Source organism: Brevundimonas vesicularis NBRC 12165 (assembly GCF_001592205.1).
Lineage (GTDB): Bacteria > Pseudomonadota > Alphaproteobacteria > Caulobacterales > Caulobacteraceae > Brevundimonas > Brevundimonas vesicularis.
The window spans coordinates 103,214-117,677 of record NZ_BCWM01000007.1 but is presented as its reverse complement, the minus strand read 5'-3'; the positions used below and the strand labels follow the sequence as shown (position 1 = coordinate 117,677).

Sequence of the window (14,464 nt, the reverse complement as noted above, 5' to 3'; positions counted from 1 at the left end):
TCGTCCCCCGACGATGGCTCAGAGTTGCAACTGAAAGCCATCATCGAGAAACGTCAAGATTGCATGCTTAGTTGACCGTCGCCTTGACGATCTTGCCGGGGCTGCGCGGCGGCTCGCCCTTGGGCAGCGCGTCGACATGTTCCATGCCCGATTCGACCTGACCCCAGACGGTGTACTGGCGGTCCAGGAAGGTGGCGTCGTCGAAGACGATGAAGAACTGTGAGTTGGCGCTGTTGGGGTCCGAGGTGCGGGCCATCGAGCAGACGCCGCGCACGTGCGGCTCGGCCGAGAACTCGGCCTTCAGGTTCGGCTTCTTGGAGCCCGAGGTGCCGGTGCCGGTCGGATCGCCGCCCTGGGCCATGAAGCCCGGGATCACGCGGTGGAAGACCACGCCGTCGTAGAAGCCTTCCTTGGCCAGTTCAGTGATGCGTTCGACGTGGCCGGGGGCCAGGTCAGGGCGCAGCTTGACGACCACGTCGCGGGCTTCGCCGTCGCCGGTGTCCAGGGTGAAGGTCAGGGTGTCGGCCATGTCGGTCGTCCTCTTTGGGTTGATTTGAGGCGGGACATAGCCCGCAACGCCGGTCGGGGCTATGTGGGAACGATGAGCGAAGACGAAAAGCCCCAGGAACGCCGCCGGATGGTGAAACCGCCCACCGGCGGAACCGCCGCCGGACGCGGCATGGGCACCAAGATGAAGACGGCCGACACCAAGTCGATGTCGAGCCAGCAATGGATCAAACGCCAGCTGTCGGACAAATGGTCCGAAAAGGCGCGGGCCGAAGGCTGGCGCTCGCGCGCGGCGTTCAAGCTGATCGAGATCGACGACAAGTTCCGGCTGATCAAGCGCGGGTCAAAGGTCGTCGATCTGGGCGCGGCGCCGGGCGGCTGGGTTCAGGTGGCGTTGAACCGGGGTGCTGGCGCGGTGGCGGGCGTGGATTTGCTGATGATCGCGCCGATCCCGGGCGCGACCCTGCTTCAGGCCGATTTCACCCATCCGGGCGTGGACCAGCAGTTGATCGACGCCATCGGCGGGGCGCCGGACCTGGTGCTGTCGGACATGGCGCACAATACGGTCGGGCATCGCCAGACGGACCATCTGAAGATCATCGCCCTGATCGAAATCGCCGCCGACTTCGCCATCCGCACGTTGCGGCCCGGCGGCAACTTTGTCTCCAAGAACTTCCAGGGCGGAGACGCCGGCGGGGTTCTGGCGCGGCTGCGCGAGGAGTTCGAGACGGTGAAATACGTCAAGCCGGCGTCGAGCCGTAAGGACAGCGCCGAGGTGTTTCTGGTCGCGCTGAACAAGCGCTGACGCATCAGGCGGCGGCTGCGCTCGCGCGGGCTCTGCGACCTTCGAGGCGGGACCAGATGCGGTCGTGCAGGGCGAAGAAGAGCGTCTGGACCAAGGGCTCGACCATGCCGATGGTCAGGGCCGTACGGATGTCGTTGGTCAGGGCGTAGGCCACGGCGACCGCCACGGCGAAGTGCATGACGCCATAGGTGACGGTCTTCAGCGCAATCTGTTTGAACGACCGGGGCAGGGCATGGCTGTGGCCGTGATGGGCGTCGTGGGAGCGGCGCTGTTCCTCGGGCGACATGATGTCGAGGCGCGCGGTGAAGGCCTCGGTCGCCTCCTCGATATTGGAGGCCATGCGACGCCGCTCGACCTTGTGCCAGACGCGGTCGTGGACGGTGTAGGCGATGGTCTGAAAGATCGGCTCGACCATGCCGACGGCCAAGGCGATGCGCCAGTCGCGTGTGATGGCGAAGGCGACCAGGATGGCGACGATCAGGTGCATGACGCCATAGCTGGCGATCTTCAGAGCCAGTTTGCGCGCGGTGCTGAGGATGACGCCGACCATGCGGAGAGAATGGTGAGCGGCCCTGGGGGTTGCAAAGCAATAAAATCTATCGGGCCTATAACCGCAATCGCCCTTGCCCCCGACCCCCGCATCCCGTTATACGCGGCCCGCAAAACGGAGACTCCCTATGGAGATACGCGAAGGACTGACCTTCGACGATGTTTTGCTGGAACCCGGCGCGTCCGAGTTCATGCCGGCCATGGTCGATGTCTCGACCCAGCTGACGCGCGACATCAAACTGAACATCCCGCTGCTGTCGTCCGCCATGGACACGGTGACGGAAAGCCGTCTGGCCATCGCCATGGCCCAGTCCGGCGGTCTGGGCGTTCTGCACCGCAACATGACCATCGAGGAGCAGGCCGACGAGGTCCGCGCCGTCAAACGCTATGAGAGCGGGATGGTGGTCAATCCGGTGACGGTCGGCCCGCAGACGACGCTGGGCGAAGTGCGCGAGATCGTGGCGCGCAAGAAGATCACCGGCTTCCCCGTCGTGGATCCGGCGACCGGCAAGCTGGTCGGGATGCTGACCCACCGCGACATGCGCTTCGAGAGCGACCTGAACGTCACCGCCGCCTCGCTGATGACCACCGGCGACCTGATCACGGTGCGCGAAGGCGCCAGCCGCGACGAAGCGCGCGAGTTGCTGAAGACCCGCAAGATCGAACGCGTCATCGTGGTGGACGAGGACTATCGGGCCGTCGGCCTGATCACCATGAAGGACATCGAAAAGGCCCAGGCCTTCCCCCATGCGGCCAAGGACGACCAGGGCCGTCTGCTGGTCGGGGCGGCCTCCACCGTCGGCGACGCCGGTTATGAGCGGGCGATGGCGCTGGCCGAGGCGGGTTGCGACGTGGTCGTGATCGACACCGCCCACGGTCACTCGGCCTCGGTCGCCCAGGTGGTCGAGCGGATCAAGCGCGAAAACAACCGGCTGCAGATCATCGCCGGCAATGTCGCGACCTATGATGCGACGCGGGCCCTGATCGACGCGGGCGCGGATGCGGTGAAGGTGGGCATCGGTCCCGGCTCCATCTGCACCACCCGCATCGTCGCGGGCGTTGGTGTGCCGCAATTGACGGCGGTGATGGACTCCGCGCGGGCGGCCAAGGGCACGGGCGCCTCGGTCATCGCCGACGGGGGCATCAAATATTCGGGCGACCTGGCCAAGGCCATCGCGGCCGGCGCGAACGTGGCCATGATGGGTTCGATGTTCGCCGGCACCGACGAAAGCCCCGGCGAGGTCTTCCTGTATCAGGGCCGCAGCTACAAGTCGTATCGTGGCATGGGCTCGGTCGGGGCCATGGCGCGCGGCTCGGCGGACCGGTATTTCCAGAAGGAAGTCTCGTCGGAGAAGCTGGTGCCCGAGGGCATCGAGGGTCAGACGCCCTACAAGGGGCCGATCAGCCCGGTCCTGCACCAGATGGTCGGCGGCCTTCGCGCCTCCATGGGCTATGTCGGCGCCGGCACCATTCCTGAGTTCCAGGAGCGCGCCCGCTTCGTGCGCATCACCGGCGCGGGTCTGCGTGAAAGCCACGTGCACGACGTGATGATCACGCGTGAAGCGCCCAACTATCGGCAGGGGTAGGCGACCATGACGACTGAACTCACCTATCTGGCCCTGACGCTGATCCTGGCCCTGGTTCAGATCTTCCTGCCCGCCGGGGCGCGGACGGCCGAGTTCGGCTCGAAATGGAATGCGGGTCCGCGCGACGAGACGCCGGAGGCCAAGAAGCCGCTGACCGGCCGTCTCGAACGCGCCCAGGCCAATCTGTACGAGACCCTGCCGCTGTTCATCGGCGCGGTGCTGATCGCCCATGTCATCGGCGCGTCCAGCGCCCTGACGGTATGGGGCGCGGCGCTCTATTTCTGGGCGCGGGTGGTTTATGTGCCGCTCTACGCCTTCGGCGTTCCCTATATCCGGTCGCTGGTCTGGGTGGTCTCGCTTGCGGGACTGGTCATGGTCCTGGCGTCCCTGTTCTTCGTTTGAAAGCCTGAATTGACCCCAGCCGCTCGCCTAGCCGCCGCCGCCTCCGTCCTGGACTCCATCGCCCAAGGCCGCCAACCGGCCGAGGCCGTCATGAAGGCGTGGGGCACGGCCAACCGCTACGCCGGGTCCAAGGACCGGCGCGCCATCGCCGATAGGGTCTATAAGGTGCTGCGCGCGCGCGGCCGCCTGTCGTGGATCATGGGCGGGCGTGAAGACGGTCGGGCTCTGGTCATCGGTTCGCTGCACGCCATCGACGGCCTGTCCTTGGAAGAGATCGAGGCCCTGCATTCCGGTGACGGCTATGGTCCGCGCCCGCTGTCCAAACAGGAGCGCAGCCGCATCACGGCCGGTCAGGGCGAACTGCCGGGCTGGGTCGCCGCCGGCCTGCCCGAGTTCGTGGTCGAGGATTTCAAGGCCACCTTCGGCGACCGCTGGGCCGAGGAAGCCCACGCCCTGATGGCGCCTCGCGCGCCCATCGACCTGCGCGTCAATGATGCGGCCGCCACGGTCGATGAGGTCGAGGCCGAACTGAAGGCCGCAGGGCTGGACGTGTCGCGCACGCCCTGGTCGGCCGTCGGCCTGCGCGTGCCGTCGGAACCGCCGCCCAACATCCAGGCGCTGGAAGGCTTCAAGGCCGGTCGGTTCGAAATCCAAGACGAAGGCAGCCAGGTGGTTTGCTGGCTGGCGGGCGCCGCACCCGGCATGACGGTGGTGGATTACTGCGCCGGCGGCGGCGGCAAGACGCTGGGTCTGGCCCAGGCGATGAAGGCGCAAGGCAAGCTGGTCGCCTCGGACGTCGTCAACAAGCGGCTGGAGAACATCCGTCCTCGCCTGCAGCGCGCGGGCGTCGAGGCGGAGCTGGTCCTGATCGGTCAGAATGGCGGCGGCTTGGAAGACCTGAACGGCCAGGCCGATCTGGTCTTCGTCGATGCGCCCTGTTCGGGGTCCGGCACTTGGCGTCGTCGTCCCGAGGACGCTTGGCGTCTGACCGCCGAAGAGGTCGAAAAGCTGCACGGCCTTCAGGTGCGTATTTTGAGCCAGGCGACCAAGCTGGTGAAGCCGGGCGGCCGTCTGGTCTATGTCACCTGTTCGATGCTGGCGCGCGAGAACGAGGCCAGCGTGGACGACTTCGAGGCCGCCAATCCCGACTTCCGCCCGGTCGCCGTCACCGATGTCCTGTCGGCGCCGCAACTGAGCCAGGCGGCGCAGGCGAAGTTCGCCGAGCTGGCGTCCGGGGCGCGCCTTCGGCTGTCGCCGGCCTCGGCCGACACCGACGGATTCTTCGCCGCCGTCTACGAGCGCGCGGCATGAAGCTGGCGCGGCATGGCGGGGTCTCGCTGCTCTACGTCATGGCCGCGCCTGCTGAATACGGCCCGCACCTTCAGGCCCGGATCGCGCCGCTGATGACCGGCGTCGGTCCTGTTGAGGCCGCCGTGAGCCTGGGCGCCGCCCTGGCGCGGCTGGAGGCGGCGGGCGATCTGCCGGATCTGATCGTATCGCTGGGCTCGTGCGGATCGCGGGTGCTGGATCATGCGGCGGTCTATCAGGCCTCGTCCGTCGCCTATCGCGACATGGACGCCAGCGCGCTGGGTTTTCCGAAGGGCGTGACGCCATTGCTGGACCAGCCCGCCGTCCTGCCTTTGCCGTGCCCGATCCCCGGCGTGCCGACGGCCTCCCTATCGACGGGTGCGAACGTCGTGTCCGGCGCCGCCTATGACGCCATCGACGCCGAGATGGTGGATATGGAGACCTGGGCCCTGGTCCGCGCCGCCCAGACCTTCGGTGTGCCTATGATCGCCCTGCGCGGCGTGTCGGACGGTCGAGCCGAGTTGAAGGCGTTGGAGGACTGGACCTCGACCCTGCATCATGTGGACGAGACCCTGGCCGTCGCCCTGGATCGGCTGATCGCCGTGCTGGAGGCCGACGGCCCCGCCGCTCTTGAGCTTCCCGCCCTTGAAATATCGGCCCCACCCCGCCAAGACCCCGCCCATCTTCCTGCCCCGGATTCGATCACGCCATGACCACGCCGCAAGACCACCAGAAGGTCCTCATCGTCGACTTCGGAAGCCAGGTGACGCAGCTGATCGCGCGGCGCCTGCGCGAGGCCAGCGTCTATTGCGAGATCCATCCATTCCAGAAGGCGGAAGCGGCTCTGACGGCCATGAATCCGGCGGCCATCATCCTGTCGGGCGGTCCCGAGAGCGTGCATGAAGAGGGCAGTCCCCGCGCGCCGCAGGGCGTGTTCGAGGCCGGCGTGCCGGTGCTGGGCATCTGTTACGGCGAGATGACGATGTGCGAGCAACTGGGCGGCAAGGTCGAGGGCGGCCATACCCGCGAGTTCGGCCGCGCCGAGATCACGGTTCAGAAGACCTCGCCCCTGCTGGCCGACCTGGCCCCCGTCGGCGAGAACGAAGAGGTCTGGATGAGCCATGGCGACAAGATCGTCGCCATTCCGCAAGGCTTCGACGTGGTGGCCTCATCCGAGGGTTCGCCCTATGCGGTGATCGCCGACGAGACCCGCCGCTTCTACGGCGTTCAGTTCCACCCGGAGGTGATGCACACCCCGCGCGGCCATCAGATGCTGAAGAACTTCACCCACGGGATCGCGGGCTTGAAGGGCGACTGGACCATGGCCGCCTATCGCGACGAGAAGATCGCCCAGATCCGCGAACAGGTCGGTGACGCCAAAGTGATCTGCGGCCTGTCGGGCGGCGTCGACAGCTCGGTCGCCGCCGTTCTGATCCATGAGGCCATCGGGGATCAGTTGACCTGCGTCTTCGTTGACACCGGCCTGTTGAGGAAGGACGAAGCGAAACAGGTCACGACCCTGTTCCGCGAGCACTACAACATCCCGCTGGTGCATGTTGATGCATCGAAGGAATTCCTGGGCGAACTGGCCGGGATTTCGGACCCCGAAACCAAGCGCAAGACCATCGGCCGGCTGTTCATCGAGGTGTTCGATCGCGAATCCGCCAAGATCGAGGGCGCCGAATTCCTGGCCCAGGGCACCCTCTATCCGGACGTGATCGAGAGCGTCTCCTCATCCAGCGGGAAAGCCCACGTCATCAAGAGCCACCACAATGTCGGCGGCCTTCCCGACTATATGAAACTCAAACTGGTCGAGCCTCTGCGAGAGCTGTTCAAGGACGAGGTCCGCGCCCTGGGCCGCGAACTGGGGCTCAGCGACGCCTTCGTGGGTCGCCACCCGTTCCCCGGACCGGGCCTGGCCATCCGTATCCCCGGCGAGATCACGCCGGACGCCGTCGAGACCCTGCAACAGGCCGACGCCATCTATCTCGACGAGATCCGCAAGGCGGGCCTCTACGACGAGATCTGGCAGGCCTTCGCCGTCCTGCTGCCCGTCAAGACCGTCGGCGTCATGGGCGACGCCCGCACCTATGAAAAGGTCCTGGCCCTGCGCGCCGTCTCCTCCACCGACGGCATGACCGCCGACTTCTACCAGTTCCCGTGGGACGTCCTCTCCAAGACCGCCACCCGCATCATCAACGAGGTGCGCGGCGTCAACCGCGTCGTCTACGACGTGACGTCCAAGCCGCCCGGGACGATCGAGTGGGAGTAATTCGGGGCTCTCGTCACCTTTCGGTATCGCTTCTGAAACGCCCGATAAACGCCTGACAAAATTATGAATTCTGACGAGACCCTTCGATATCATTCGGAGGGTCTTCTTCAATTTTGTCGTCACCGGCGACGGTATCGCTTCCTGTTGCGATGCCGGAATCTCCCTCGTACCGTCAGCCTCATCGCAAGACGGTGACGGTATTATTCTCGATCAACATATTGATCGTAAAGACAAATATTGCTCGCGCATCGGGCAAATCCGCACTTGCGTTGATCGAGGTGTTGTTACCGTGCTCACCGACGTTGCACTGAAGAATTTGTGTCCACAATCAAAGCCTTCCAAGAGTACCGACAGGGACGGCTTGTATGTCTAAGTCTCGCCCGGCGGAGCGATCTCGTTTCGCTACGACTATCGCTTCAACGGACGGCGCGAGACGCTGACCCTGGGGCGACACGGGCGCGGCGGATTGAGCTTCGCCCAGGCGCGTGAGCGTCTGTTCGAGATCAAGCGCACCATCGCCGCAGGCGCGTCGCCGGCGATCGAAAAGCAAAGGGCGAAACAGCGTTTGAAAGAGGCCACCAGCTTTGAGCATGTCGCGAACCGCTGGATGGACACCGCGCCGATGGCCAACAGCACGCGAAACAGGCGGCGATCAATCTTCAACCGCGAAGTGCTGCCGCACTGGCGCAATCGTCTTCTGTCGGAGATCACGCCAGACGATCTGAGGGCTCACTGCAAGTCGATCGTTGAGCGAGGCGCCCCGGCGACCGCCATCCATGTTCGCGACATCGTCAAACAGATTTACGCTTGGGCGATCCTGCACGGTGACAAGATCGACAACCCCGCCGACGGGGGGGGGGGCAGCGTCCATCGCGACCTTTCGACCGCAGATCGCAACCTGTCACCGGCGGAGGTCGGGATCATGCCGGGCTTGCTCGGCGAGGTCGCGACGCTTCCGACCATTCGGCTTGACCTCAAGTTCATTTACCTGAGCATGGTCAGGAAGAGCGAGTTGCAGGACGCAACGTGGGATGAGGTGGACTTCGCCAATGCGGTCTGGTCGATCCCCAAGGCGCGGCTGAAGCGGTCGCGCCCTCACAACGTCTATCTCTCCACCCAGATGCTGGACTGGACATTCTGATCGCGCTGAGAACCTGCGCGGGGAACTCGCGCTACCTCCTGCCGTCGCGCTAGGACGCCGACGCGCCGATGTCTCGCGCGACCTTCAACAGGGTGACCGGCGCCATAGCGGAGCGGGCTTCAAGCCATGGTCTCCCGCTCGAGCCCTTCACGGTCCACGACCTGCGGCGGACGGCTTTGACTTTGCTCCACGAGATGGGGTTCAACTCAGACTGGATCGAGAAGGGGCTGGCCTACGAGAAGCGGTCTCCACGCGGCGTCTACAACAATGCGGAGTTTGAAGCGCAGCGCCGGCATATGGCCCAGCAATGGTCAGATGCGGTCGACGCCTGGGAGGTCGGCAGGCCCTTCACACCCGTGGTCACGGTGCAGGAGACCTCGGCTCCACGCTTTGATCCGCGCGTCTGACAGGGCGCGAGCGCCGCAAGCGGACGTCCGGGCCGGCTGCCCTCGGGATCGGCCGATACGGACGAAGTTTCAGTCAGGCCTCGACCTCGGCGAGGTCCTACACCACGCAGCGCGGCGTGAGCAGGAAACGCTTCGGAACTTGGCCCTTCTGCTCCATCTCCCAGATGATGCTGTCGGCCAGCGGCACCATCTGACCAAGCTTGGGCTTCTTGATGGTTCGCTTGAGCGGCAGTGCGGCGGCTTGTGCCATCGGGCTCTCCTTTGAATAAGACTCAAGGGAATCCGAAAGGCGCCGACGGAGATATCCGCACGTCCCCTTGCGTGAAATCGCCACCGTGTCGTTGCGGATTGCCGACCCTCAGCGGGGCTGGAAAGCTCGGCCCCGGTTGCGTGCTCGTCTCGATGGATGGCCTCACAGATGCGCACGATGGCCGTGGCGACGCCGAAGGATGTGTGGCTCTTGCCCTCGACGATGGCGTAGCCGGCGTCCCTGACCTCGCGCCCAATGGCGTCGAGATCAGGCCGCCGATCCGGACGGTCGAGAAGGCGGCGACCTCGCTGTCGCCATGCTCGCCCAGCACATAACCCTCGATCGCCGTGGGGCGACGCCGAGCGCCTGGGACAGGGCCTGCTTCAGGCGGCTGGTGTCCAGCAGGGTTCCCGAGCCGATGACCTGCGAGGCGGGCAGGCCGGATCGAAGCAGGGCTACGAGGATCATCAGTTCGACGGGGTTGGCCGCGATGACCAGAACCCCGCAGAAGCCGGCGCCGATCAGCCTGTCGACGCAGTCCGTGACGATCGCGGCGCTGTCCGCCGCCACTGAGAGCCTGTCCTGCGAGCCATGGGTCGCGCCGCCGGCGGTGATGACGGCGATGCGCGCACGGGCCGCGTCCGCATAATCCCCCGCCCAGACCCGGGCGGGGCGAGCGAGGGCGTTGGCGTCGGCGATGTCTGCGGCCTCGGCATGGGCCCGGGCGCCGTTGTTGTCGATCAGCACGATCTCGGGGGCGAGGGCGCGCAGCATGAGCGCATAGGCCGCCGTGGCGCCGACGTGCCCTGCCCCGATGATCGCGATACGGTCCCGATCAGTCATACGACGGCTCCGAACAGTCGGCCGATCCCGGCGGTGATCGCCATGGCCAGGACGCCCCAGAGGGTGACGCGAACGATGGGCGTCAGCATCTTCGCCCCGCCCACCTTCGCGCCGACCCCGCCAAGAATGGCGAGGCTGAGAACGGCGGCCCCCGTCACCGAGACGACCGTCATCGACGTCGGGGCGACGGCCGCCGTCACCAAAGGCACGGCGGCGCCGACCGAAAAGGCCGCCGCCGACGCCAGGGCCGCCTGGATCGGGCGGGCGGTCGTGTGAGCCGAGATGCTCAGTTCGTCGCGGGCGTGGGCCCCCAAGGCGTCCTTCGCCGTCAACTGGACCGCAACCTCGTGCGCCAGGACGGGGGTTAGCCCTCGCGCCACATAGAACCCTGCCAGTTCCCGCAATTCGGCCTCCGGCGCCGCCGCCAGTTCGCCGCGTTCCCGGTCGAGATCGGCCTTTTCGGCATCCGCCTGGGAACTGACGGAGACGTATTCGCCGGCCGCCATCGACATGGCGCCGGCGACCAGACCCGCGACGCCGGCCACGAGGACGCCGCTCCGGCCCGCCTCGGCCGCCGCGACGCCGACGATCAGGCTCGCGGTCGAGACGATCCCGTCGTTGGCGCCCAGCACGGCGGCGCGCAGCCAGCCCACCCGGCCGACCAGATGACGCTCAGTGTGAAGACGTCCCATCATCGGCTCGGGTCCTTAGGCGCGGATTTCAGCGGCGTGGGCGGGATAGGGCGCCGACAGCGCCCGGTCGATCGTCTCACCATTCAACGCACTTGCGAAGCCATGATTGACGTCACGGTGATGGGCTTCGTCGGCGCGAACCAGCAGCACGACATCCCTCAGCGTCGAATCGGGAGCCATTTTCCAATACTGTTTGGCGAGGGCCGGGGCCGGGACGTTCGGTGAGCGACCCTCGTCGATCTCCTTGAGATAGAGGGTGTAGCTGATGACGGCCTCTTCCTCGAAATAGCCGACGACGCGGTGTGCGGTGCGGGCCGAGACAAGATAGAGCAGGAAGAAGCCGACGTAGAAGATCGCTTGCGCGAGCTGGATCACAAGCCGCTCGAAATAGGTCGGCTTGGCCACCTCGATGAAGGTCATCAGGTGCATGCGCTCGTTCTCGGCCTCTTCCATCAGGGTGCGAATCCAGCCGTCGTCGTCCTTCATCCGCCGCAGGCAGGTCAGGTGCTGGATGGTCGCGCCGACCATTCCCGGCACCGCGGCGACCGTCTCCAGCACGATGGCGCGGTGGCCGTAGCGTTTGGCGAAGAACGTGTCGGCGGAAAAGCGCAGCAGCTTTGTGAACCCCAGCGCGAACCGGTCCGAGACGCCGTGCGGCGTGTGGTGGATGACGGGCTGCGCCTTATGCTCCTCGACCAAGGCTTGATGATCGGGGGAGAGGATCTTGTTGACCACGGGATGGGTCCTTTCAGACTAAGGGGGTGGATCGAGGATCGCAGATGATCGACACGCGCAGGCCGGGCTTGGCGTCTGCCATGGTGATGACGGCGCCGAGCTGACTGGCCAGGGCCTTCACGATCCCGGTGCCCAGACCGGGTTTGGCGACGTCGCCGCCGGAAGGCAGGCCCATGCCGTCATCGCAGATCGTCAGGGCCCAGCCTTCGCCAAGCGCCCGATAGTCGACGGTGATCTGCCCATCGTGGTCATCGGGGAAGGCGTGCTTGAGGGCGTTGATCACCAGTTCGGTCACGATCAGGCCTAGGCTGACGGCCTTGCCCGACGAGGCTATGCTGTCGTCCACGGTGACCGTCAGCGAAAGCTGGTCGTGATCGCGGATCATGGAGTCGCCGATGCTGCGACACAGGTCCGTGACATAGCCGCGCAGTTCGACGTCGCCGAGCGTGGACCCCGTGAGTTGGCGCTGGACCGCAGCGACCGACATGATCCGTTGGTGCGCGTCGCGCAGATGATGGCGGCTCTCGTCGGAGCCCACTTTGCTCACGCTCTGCATCAGAACGCTGGCGATGATCTGCAGGCTGTTGGCGATCCGATGCTGCATTTCCTGGACGAGGACGGCCTTGTCGCGGATCAGGACGTCCTTTTCGCGGTCGCTGGCCCGCGCTTCGGTGACGTCCTGAATCGAAAGCAGCAGGCGGATGCCTTGCGCGATCTCGTTGTCGAGCCGTTGGGCATTCAGCACGAGATGTCTGACCCCTCGCCTGGACTGGAGATCCATCTCGTAGGCCTTGATCGCGGTCTGGCCGTAGGCGGTGGCTTTCAGCAACGACCAAAGCTGGGGCGTATTCCATTCGCCCTCGCCGAGATCGGCCAGTCGCGCGCCTGGAATGTCGTCGAGACCGACATCGAAACCGTCGAGAAAGGACTGGCTGGCCGCGATGACCGTCAGGTCTTCGTCCAGCAAAAGGACGGGCGCAACGGAGGCGGCGATCAGGGACAGGGCAAGGTTTATGGCAATGTCCGAAGGCGGTGCGAGGGCTTTCATCGGCATGGGCCTCTCCAGAAACGCCGACGAGACAAGCCCGGCGGGCCCGATCTCGTCGCGGTATCCAGACCCTAGAGCCAGCGGGAGACGCAGGCGTTGATCCAGATCACCGACTGGCGATGCTGGATGCTGTTGGATGCGCGCGTCATCCAAAGGAGCCTGCCATGACGCACACCGCCCTGAAGACCCTCAGCCACGACCTGCACGCCTTCGCCGACGAAGCCTCCGACCACCTGAAGGACGCGGCGAAGAAGACCGGCGCCGACGCGACAGACGCCGTCGCGCGATCGACCAACGCCATCTCACGGGCGGCTGATCGTCTGCGAGACGAAGCCGAGACCTCAGCCGCAAACGCCCGCGAACATCTGTCGGCCACGGTGCGGGATCACCCCGTCGCCACCAACCTCGGGTCCAGCTTCGTCCTCAGCCTGGTCGTCGCCTTGGCGGTGACGTTTGGATTGATGCGCCTTTCACAGTCCTGAGATCAGAACAGACGGGCCTCGGCGCTGACCGCGCCGGGGCCTGGCCCACGCACGACGCCAGACGTCGGCGTATCGGCGGCGTCAACCAGAGAGAAGCACTCGGTCTTGCTGCGTCCGGACGCGGCGCTGATCACGCAGATCCGCTCGGGCTCTAGGTGGATGATCGCGACCGAACTGGTCGCTGGGCAGTAGACGCTGATGCTCGGCCACCGCTCGCGCATGATCCGGTTCAGTCGCTCGATCTCAATCGGGTCCGTAACCTCCGTCGCACGGGCCGCCATCGATATGCCGACGGCCCCGACGACGTCCATGTCGGAATGAATCGAGACTGAGACGCGGTGGTCTTCCTGGATGTTGGCCAGCTTCTGGCTCTCGCGGCTCGTCACGAAATACAGGTCCAAGCCGTCGTTGATGTAGCCGACGGTCGTCACCTGTGGCCAGCCGTCCGGTCGATTGACGCCGATGCTCATCAGCCGCTCGTGCGCCAGCAGGCTCACGATCGTCTCAACGGCCTGGCCGTGGATCGGTGGGTAGGGATCGGTCGCGGGCATGATGAAGGGCTCCTGTGACCTTGCAAATACAGGCTCCGCAGACCGCTGCCTTGATCTGGCGCAATGCGGGATCAGACCTCGCCGAGGGCGTACTGGCGCAATCTGTCGGGGCGCTCGACGACGAGGTGGCTTGGCGACGGTGTCGAGATCAGCCCGTGCAACTTCATTCGGGTCAGGACCCGGCTGACCGTCTCGATGGTCAGGCCCAGATAGTCGGCGATCTCCGCACGCTTCATGGGCAGTCGCACATGACCGGGCGCACTGGGGCGCGCCGGGTCGTGGCCCGGCAGATCGAGCAGGAAGGACGCCATCCGCTCGATCGCGGTCTTGCGCCCCAACAAAAGCATCTGGTCCTGAGCCGCCGCCAGTTCGTGCGTCGTGCGACGAAGAAGCCTATGTTCAAGCGGCGGTGACTGCTCGACGAGGGCGCGAAACGGACCTTTGCGGAACCGGCAGACGGTCGAGGGTTCCATCGCTTCGGCCGAGAACACATAGTTGTCGGCGATGGCCAGACCGAGGAAATCGCCTGCAAACAGGAAGCCGGTGATCTGGCGGCGACCATCCGGGAGAAGTTTGTAGACCCTCAGCGAACCCGAAGAGATGCTGAACACATGGGGAGCCGGGTCGCCCTCCCGGGTCAGGACGGCGCCTCTTTTCAGGGAGACGACCTCCGCCATGTCGCTAAGGCGCTCGAGATCGGACGCGTCCACAGCCCCGCAGACGGTCAGGGCGCGCGCGCCGCAACTGTTGCAGTCGTTGCGCTTTGACCGATCGATACATCCAGGCGGCGGATGTGATCGCGGCGCAAGCTGAAGATTTGTGGCGACGACCATGACCCAGCATGCGCCCGTCCCGCCCGATTACCGAGTCTGTTTATTCATCTGCA

The 14,464-nt window shown here is 65.6% G+C and carries 18 protein-coding genes; 9 read left to right on the top strand and 9 right to left on the bottom strand.

Going from position 1 to position 14,464, the window contains the following annotated elements:
• Window positions 1-67: 67 nt before the first annotated feature.
• A complete protein-coding gene (locus BVE01S_RS07280; protein WP_066626069.1) occupies window positions 68-529 on the bottom strand; it encodes a peptidylprolyl isomerase in 462 nt (153 codons plus the stop codon).
• A gap of 72 nt (window positions 530-601) precedes the next feature.
• Between BVE01S_RS07280 and BVE01S_RS07275 the strand changes: the two genes are divergently transcribed.
• Window positions 602-1,312, top strand: coding sequence for an RlmE family RNA methyltransferase (locus tag BVE01S_RS07275; protein WP_066626066.1), 711 nt, complete (start codon window positions 602-604; stop codon window positions 1,310-1,312).
• A gap of 4 nt (window positions 1,313-1,316) precedes the next feature.
• Here BVE01S_RS07275 and BVE01S_RS07270 read toward each other — a convergent pair whose 3' ends face one another.
• Entirely contained in the window at window positions 1,317-1,862 is a 546-nt protein-coding gene (locus tag BVE01S_RS07270; protein ID WP_055753233.1) for a DUF2061 domain-containing protein, read from the bottom strand.
• 127 nt (window positions 1,863-1,989) lie between these two features.
• Between BVE01S_RS07270 and guaB the strand changes: the two genes are divergently transcribed.
• The 7 genes from guaB (at window position 1,990) to BVE01S_RS17450 (ending at window position 8,977) form a co-directional block, all read left to right on the top strand.
• Window positions 1,990-3,447: an IMP dehydrogenase gene (guaB, locus tag BVE01S_RS07265; protein ID WP_066626063.1), complete on the top strand. Its 1,458-nt coding sequence runs from the start codon at window positions 1,990-1,992 to the stop codon at window positions 3,445-3,447.
• A gap of 6 nt (window positions 3,448-3,453) precedes the next feature.
• Window positions 3,454-3,849, top strand: coding sequence for an MAPEG family protein (locus BVE01S_RS07260; protein WP_066626054.1), 396 nt, complete (start codon window positions 3,454-3,456; stop codon window positions 3,847-3,849).
• A gap of 9 nt (window positions 3,850-3,858) precedes the next feature.
• Complete coding sequence (locus BVE01S_RS07255) at window positions 3,859-5,160, top strand: RsmB/NOP family class I SAM-dependent RNA methyltransferase (RefSeq protein ID WP_066626052.1); 1,302 nt, start codon at window positions 3,859-3,861, stop codon at window positions 5,158-5,160.
• Window positions 5,157-5,870 (top strand): 5'-methylthioadenosine/S-adenosylhomocysteine nucleosidase, encoded by a 714-nt coding sequence (locus BVE01S_RS07250; protein ID WP_066626050.1) that lies wholly within the window; start codon window positions 5,157-5,159, stop codon window positions 5,868-5,870. Before BVE01S_RS07255 ends, BVE01S_RS07250 begins: the two co-directional genes overlap by 4 nt.
• Complete coding sequence (gene guaA, locus BVE01S_RS07245) at window positions 5,867-7,429, top strand: glutamine-hydrolyzing GMP synthase (RefSeq protein WP_066626047.1); 1,563 nt, start codon at window positions 5,867-5,869, stop codon at window positions 7,427-7,429. The genes BVE01S_RS07250 and guaA overlap by 4 nt, the downstream gene beginning before the upstream one ends.
• Window positions 7,430-7,820: 391 nt before the next feature.
• A complete protein-coding gene (locus tag BVE01S_RS17455) occupies window positions 7,821-8,570 on the top strand; it encodes a tyrosine-type recombinase/integrase (RefSeq protein ID WP_370667555.1) in 750 nt (249 codons plus the stop codon).
• A 176-nt stretch (window positions 8,571-8,746) separates the two neighbouring features.
• A complete protein-coding gene (locus BVE01S_RS17450; protein WP_370667554.1) occupies window positions 8,747-8,977 on the top strand; it encodes a hypothetical protein in 231 nt (76 codons plus the stop codon).
• 97 nt (window positions 8,978-9,074) lie between these two features.
• Here BVE01S_RS17450 and BVE01S_RS17415 read toward each other — a convergent pair whose 3' ends face one another.
• From BVE01S_RS17415 to BVE01S_RS07215, 5 genes are all read right to left on the bottom strand, one after another.
• The gene (locus tag BVE01S_RS17415) at window positions 9,075-9,227 is read right to left on the bottom strand and encodes a hypothetical protein (protein ID WP_240612111.1); all 153 of its coding nucleotides are present in this window, start codon (window positions 9,225-9,227) and stop codon (window positions 9,075-9,077) included.
• Window positions 9,228-9,494: 267 nt separating this feature from the next.
• Complete coding sequence (locus BVE01S_RS07230; RefSeq protein WP_066626044.1) at window positions 9,495-10,070, bottom strand: lactate/malate family dehydrogenase; 576 nt, start codon at window positions 10,068-10,070, stop codon at window positions 9,495-9,497.
• Entirely contained in the window at window positions 10,067-10,762 is a 696-nt protein-coding gene (locus BVE01S_RS07225; RefSeq protein WP_066626196.1) for a VIT1/CCC1 transporter family protein, read from the bottom strand. Before BVE01S_RS07225 ends, BVE01S_RS07230 begins: the two co-directional genes overlap by 4 nt.
• Window positions 10,763-10,777: 15 nt before the next feature.
• A complete protein-coding gene (locus BVE01S_RS07220; protein WP_240612110.1) occupies window positions 10,778-11,497 on the bottom strand; it encodes an alternative oxidase in 720 nt (239 codons plus the stop codon).
• 13 nt (window positions 11,498-11,510) lie between these two features.
• The gene (locus BVE01S_RS07215; protein WP_066626042.1) at window positions 11,511-12,551 is read right to left on the bottom strand and encodes a sensor histidine kinase; all 1,041 of its coding nucleotides are present in this window, start codon (window positions 12,549-12,551) and stop codon (window positions 11,511-11,513) included.
• 158 nt (window positions 12,552-12,709) lie between these two features.
• On the opposite strand from BVE01S_RS07215, the gene BVE01S_RS07210 reads away from it, so the two are divergent.
• Window positions 12,710-13,027 (top strand): hypothetical protein, encoded by a 318-nt coding sequence (locus BVE01S_RS07210; protein ID WP_066626039.1) that lies wholly within the window; start codon window positions 12,710-12,712, stop codon window positions 13,025-13,027.
• Window positions 13,028-13,029: 2 nt separating this feature from the next.
• Here BVE01S_RS07210 and BVE01S_RS07205 read toward each other — a convergent pair whose 3' ends face one another.
• Window positions 13,030-13,578, bottom strand: coding sequence for a pyridoxamine 5'-phosphate oxidase family protein (locus BVE01S_RS07205; protein ID WP_240612109.1), 549 nt, complete (start codon window positions 13,576-13,578; stop codon window positions 13,030-13,032).
• A gap of 71 nt (window positions 13,579-13,649) precedes the next feature.
• On the bottom strand, window positions 13,650-14,411 hold the full coding sequence (locus BVE01S_RS07200; RefSeq protein ID WP_066626036.1) for a cyclic nucleotide-binding domain-containing protein: 762 nt from the start codon (window positions 14,409-14,411) through the stop codon (window positions 13,650-13,652).
• Window positions 14,412-14,464 lie beyond the last annotated feature (53 nt).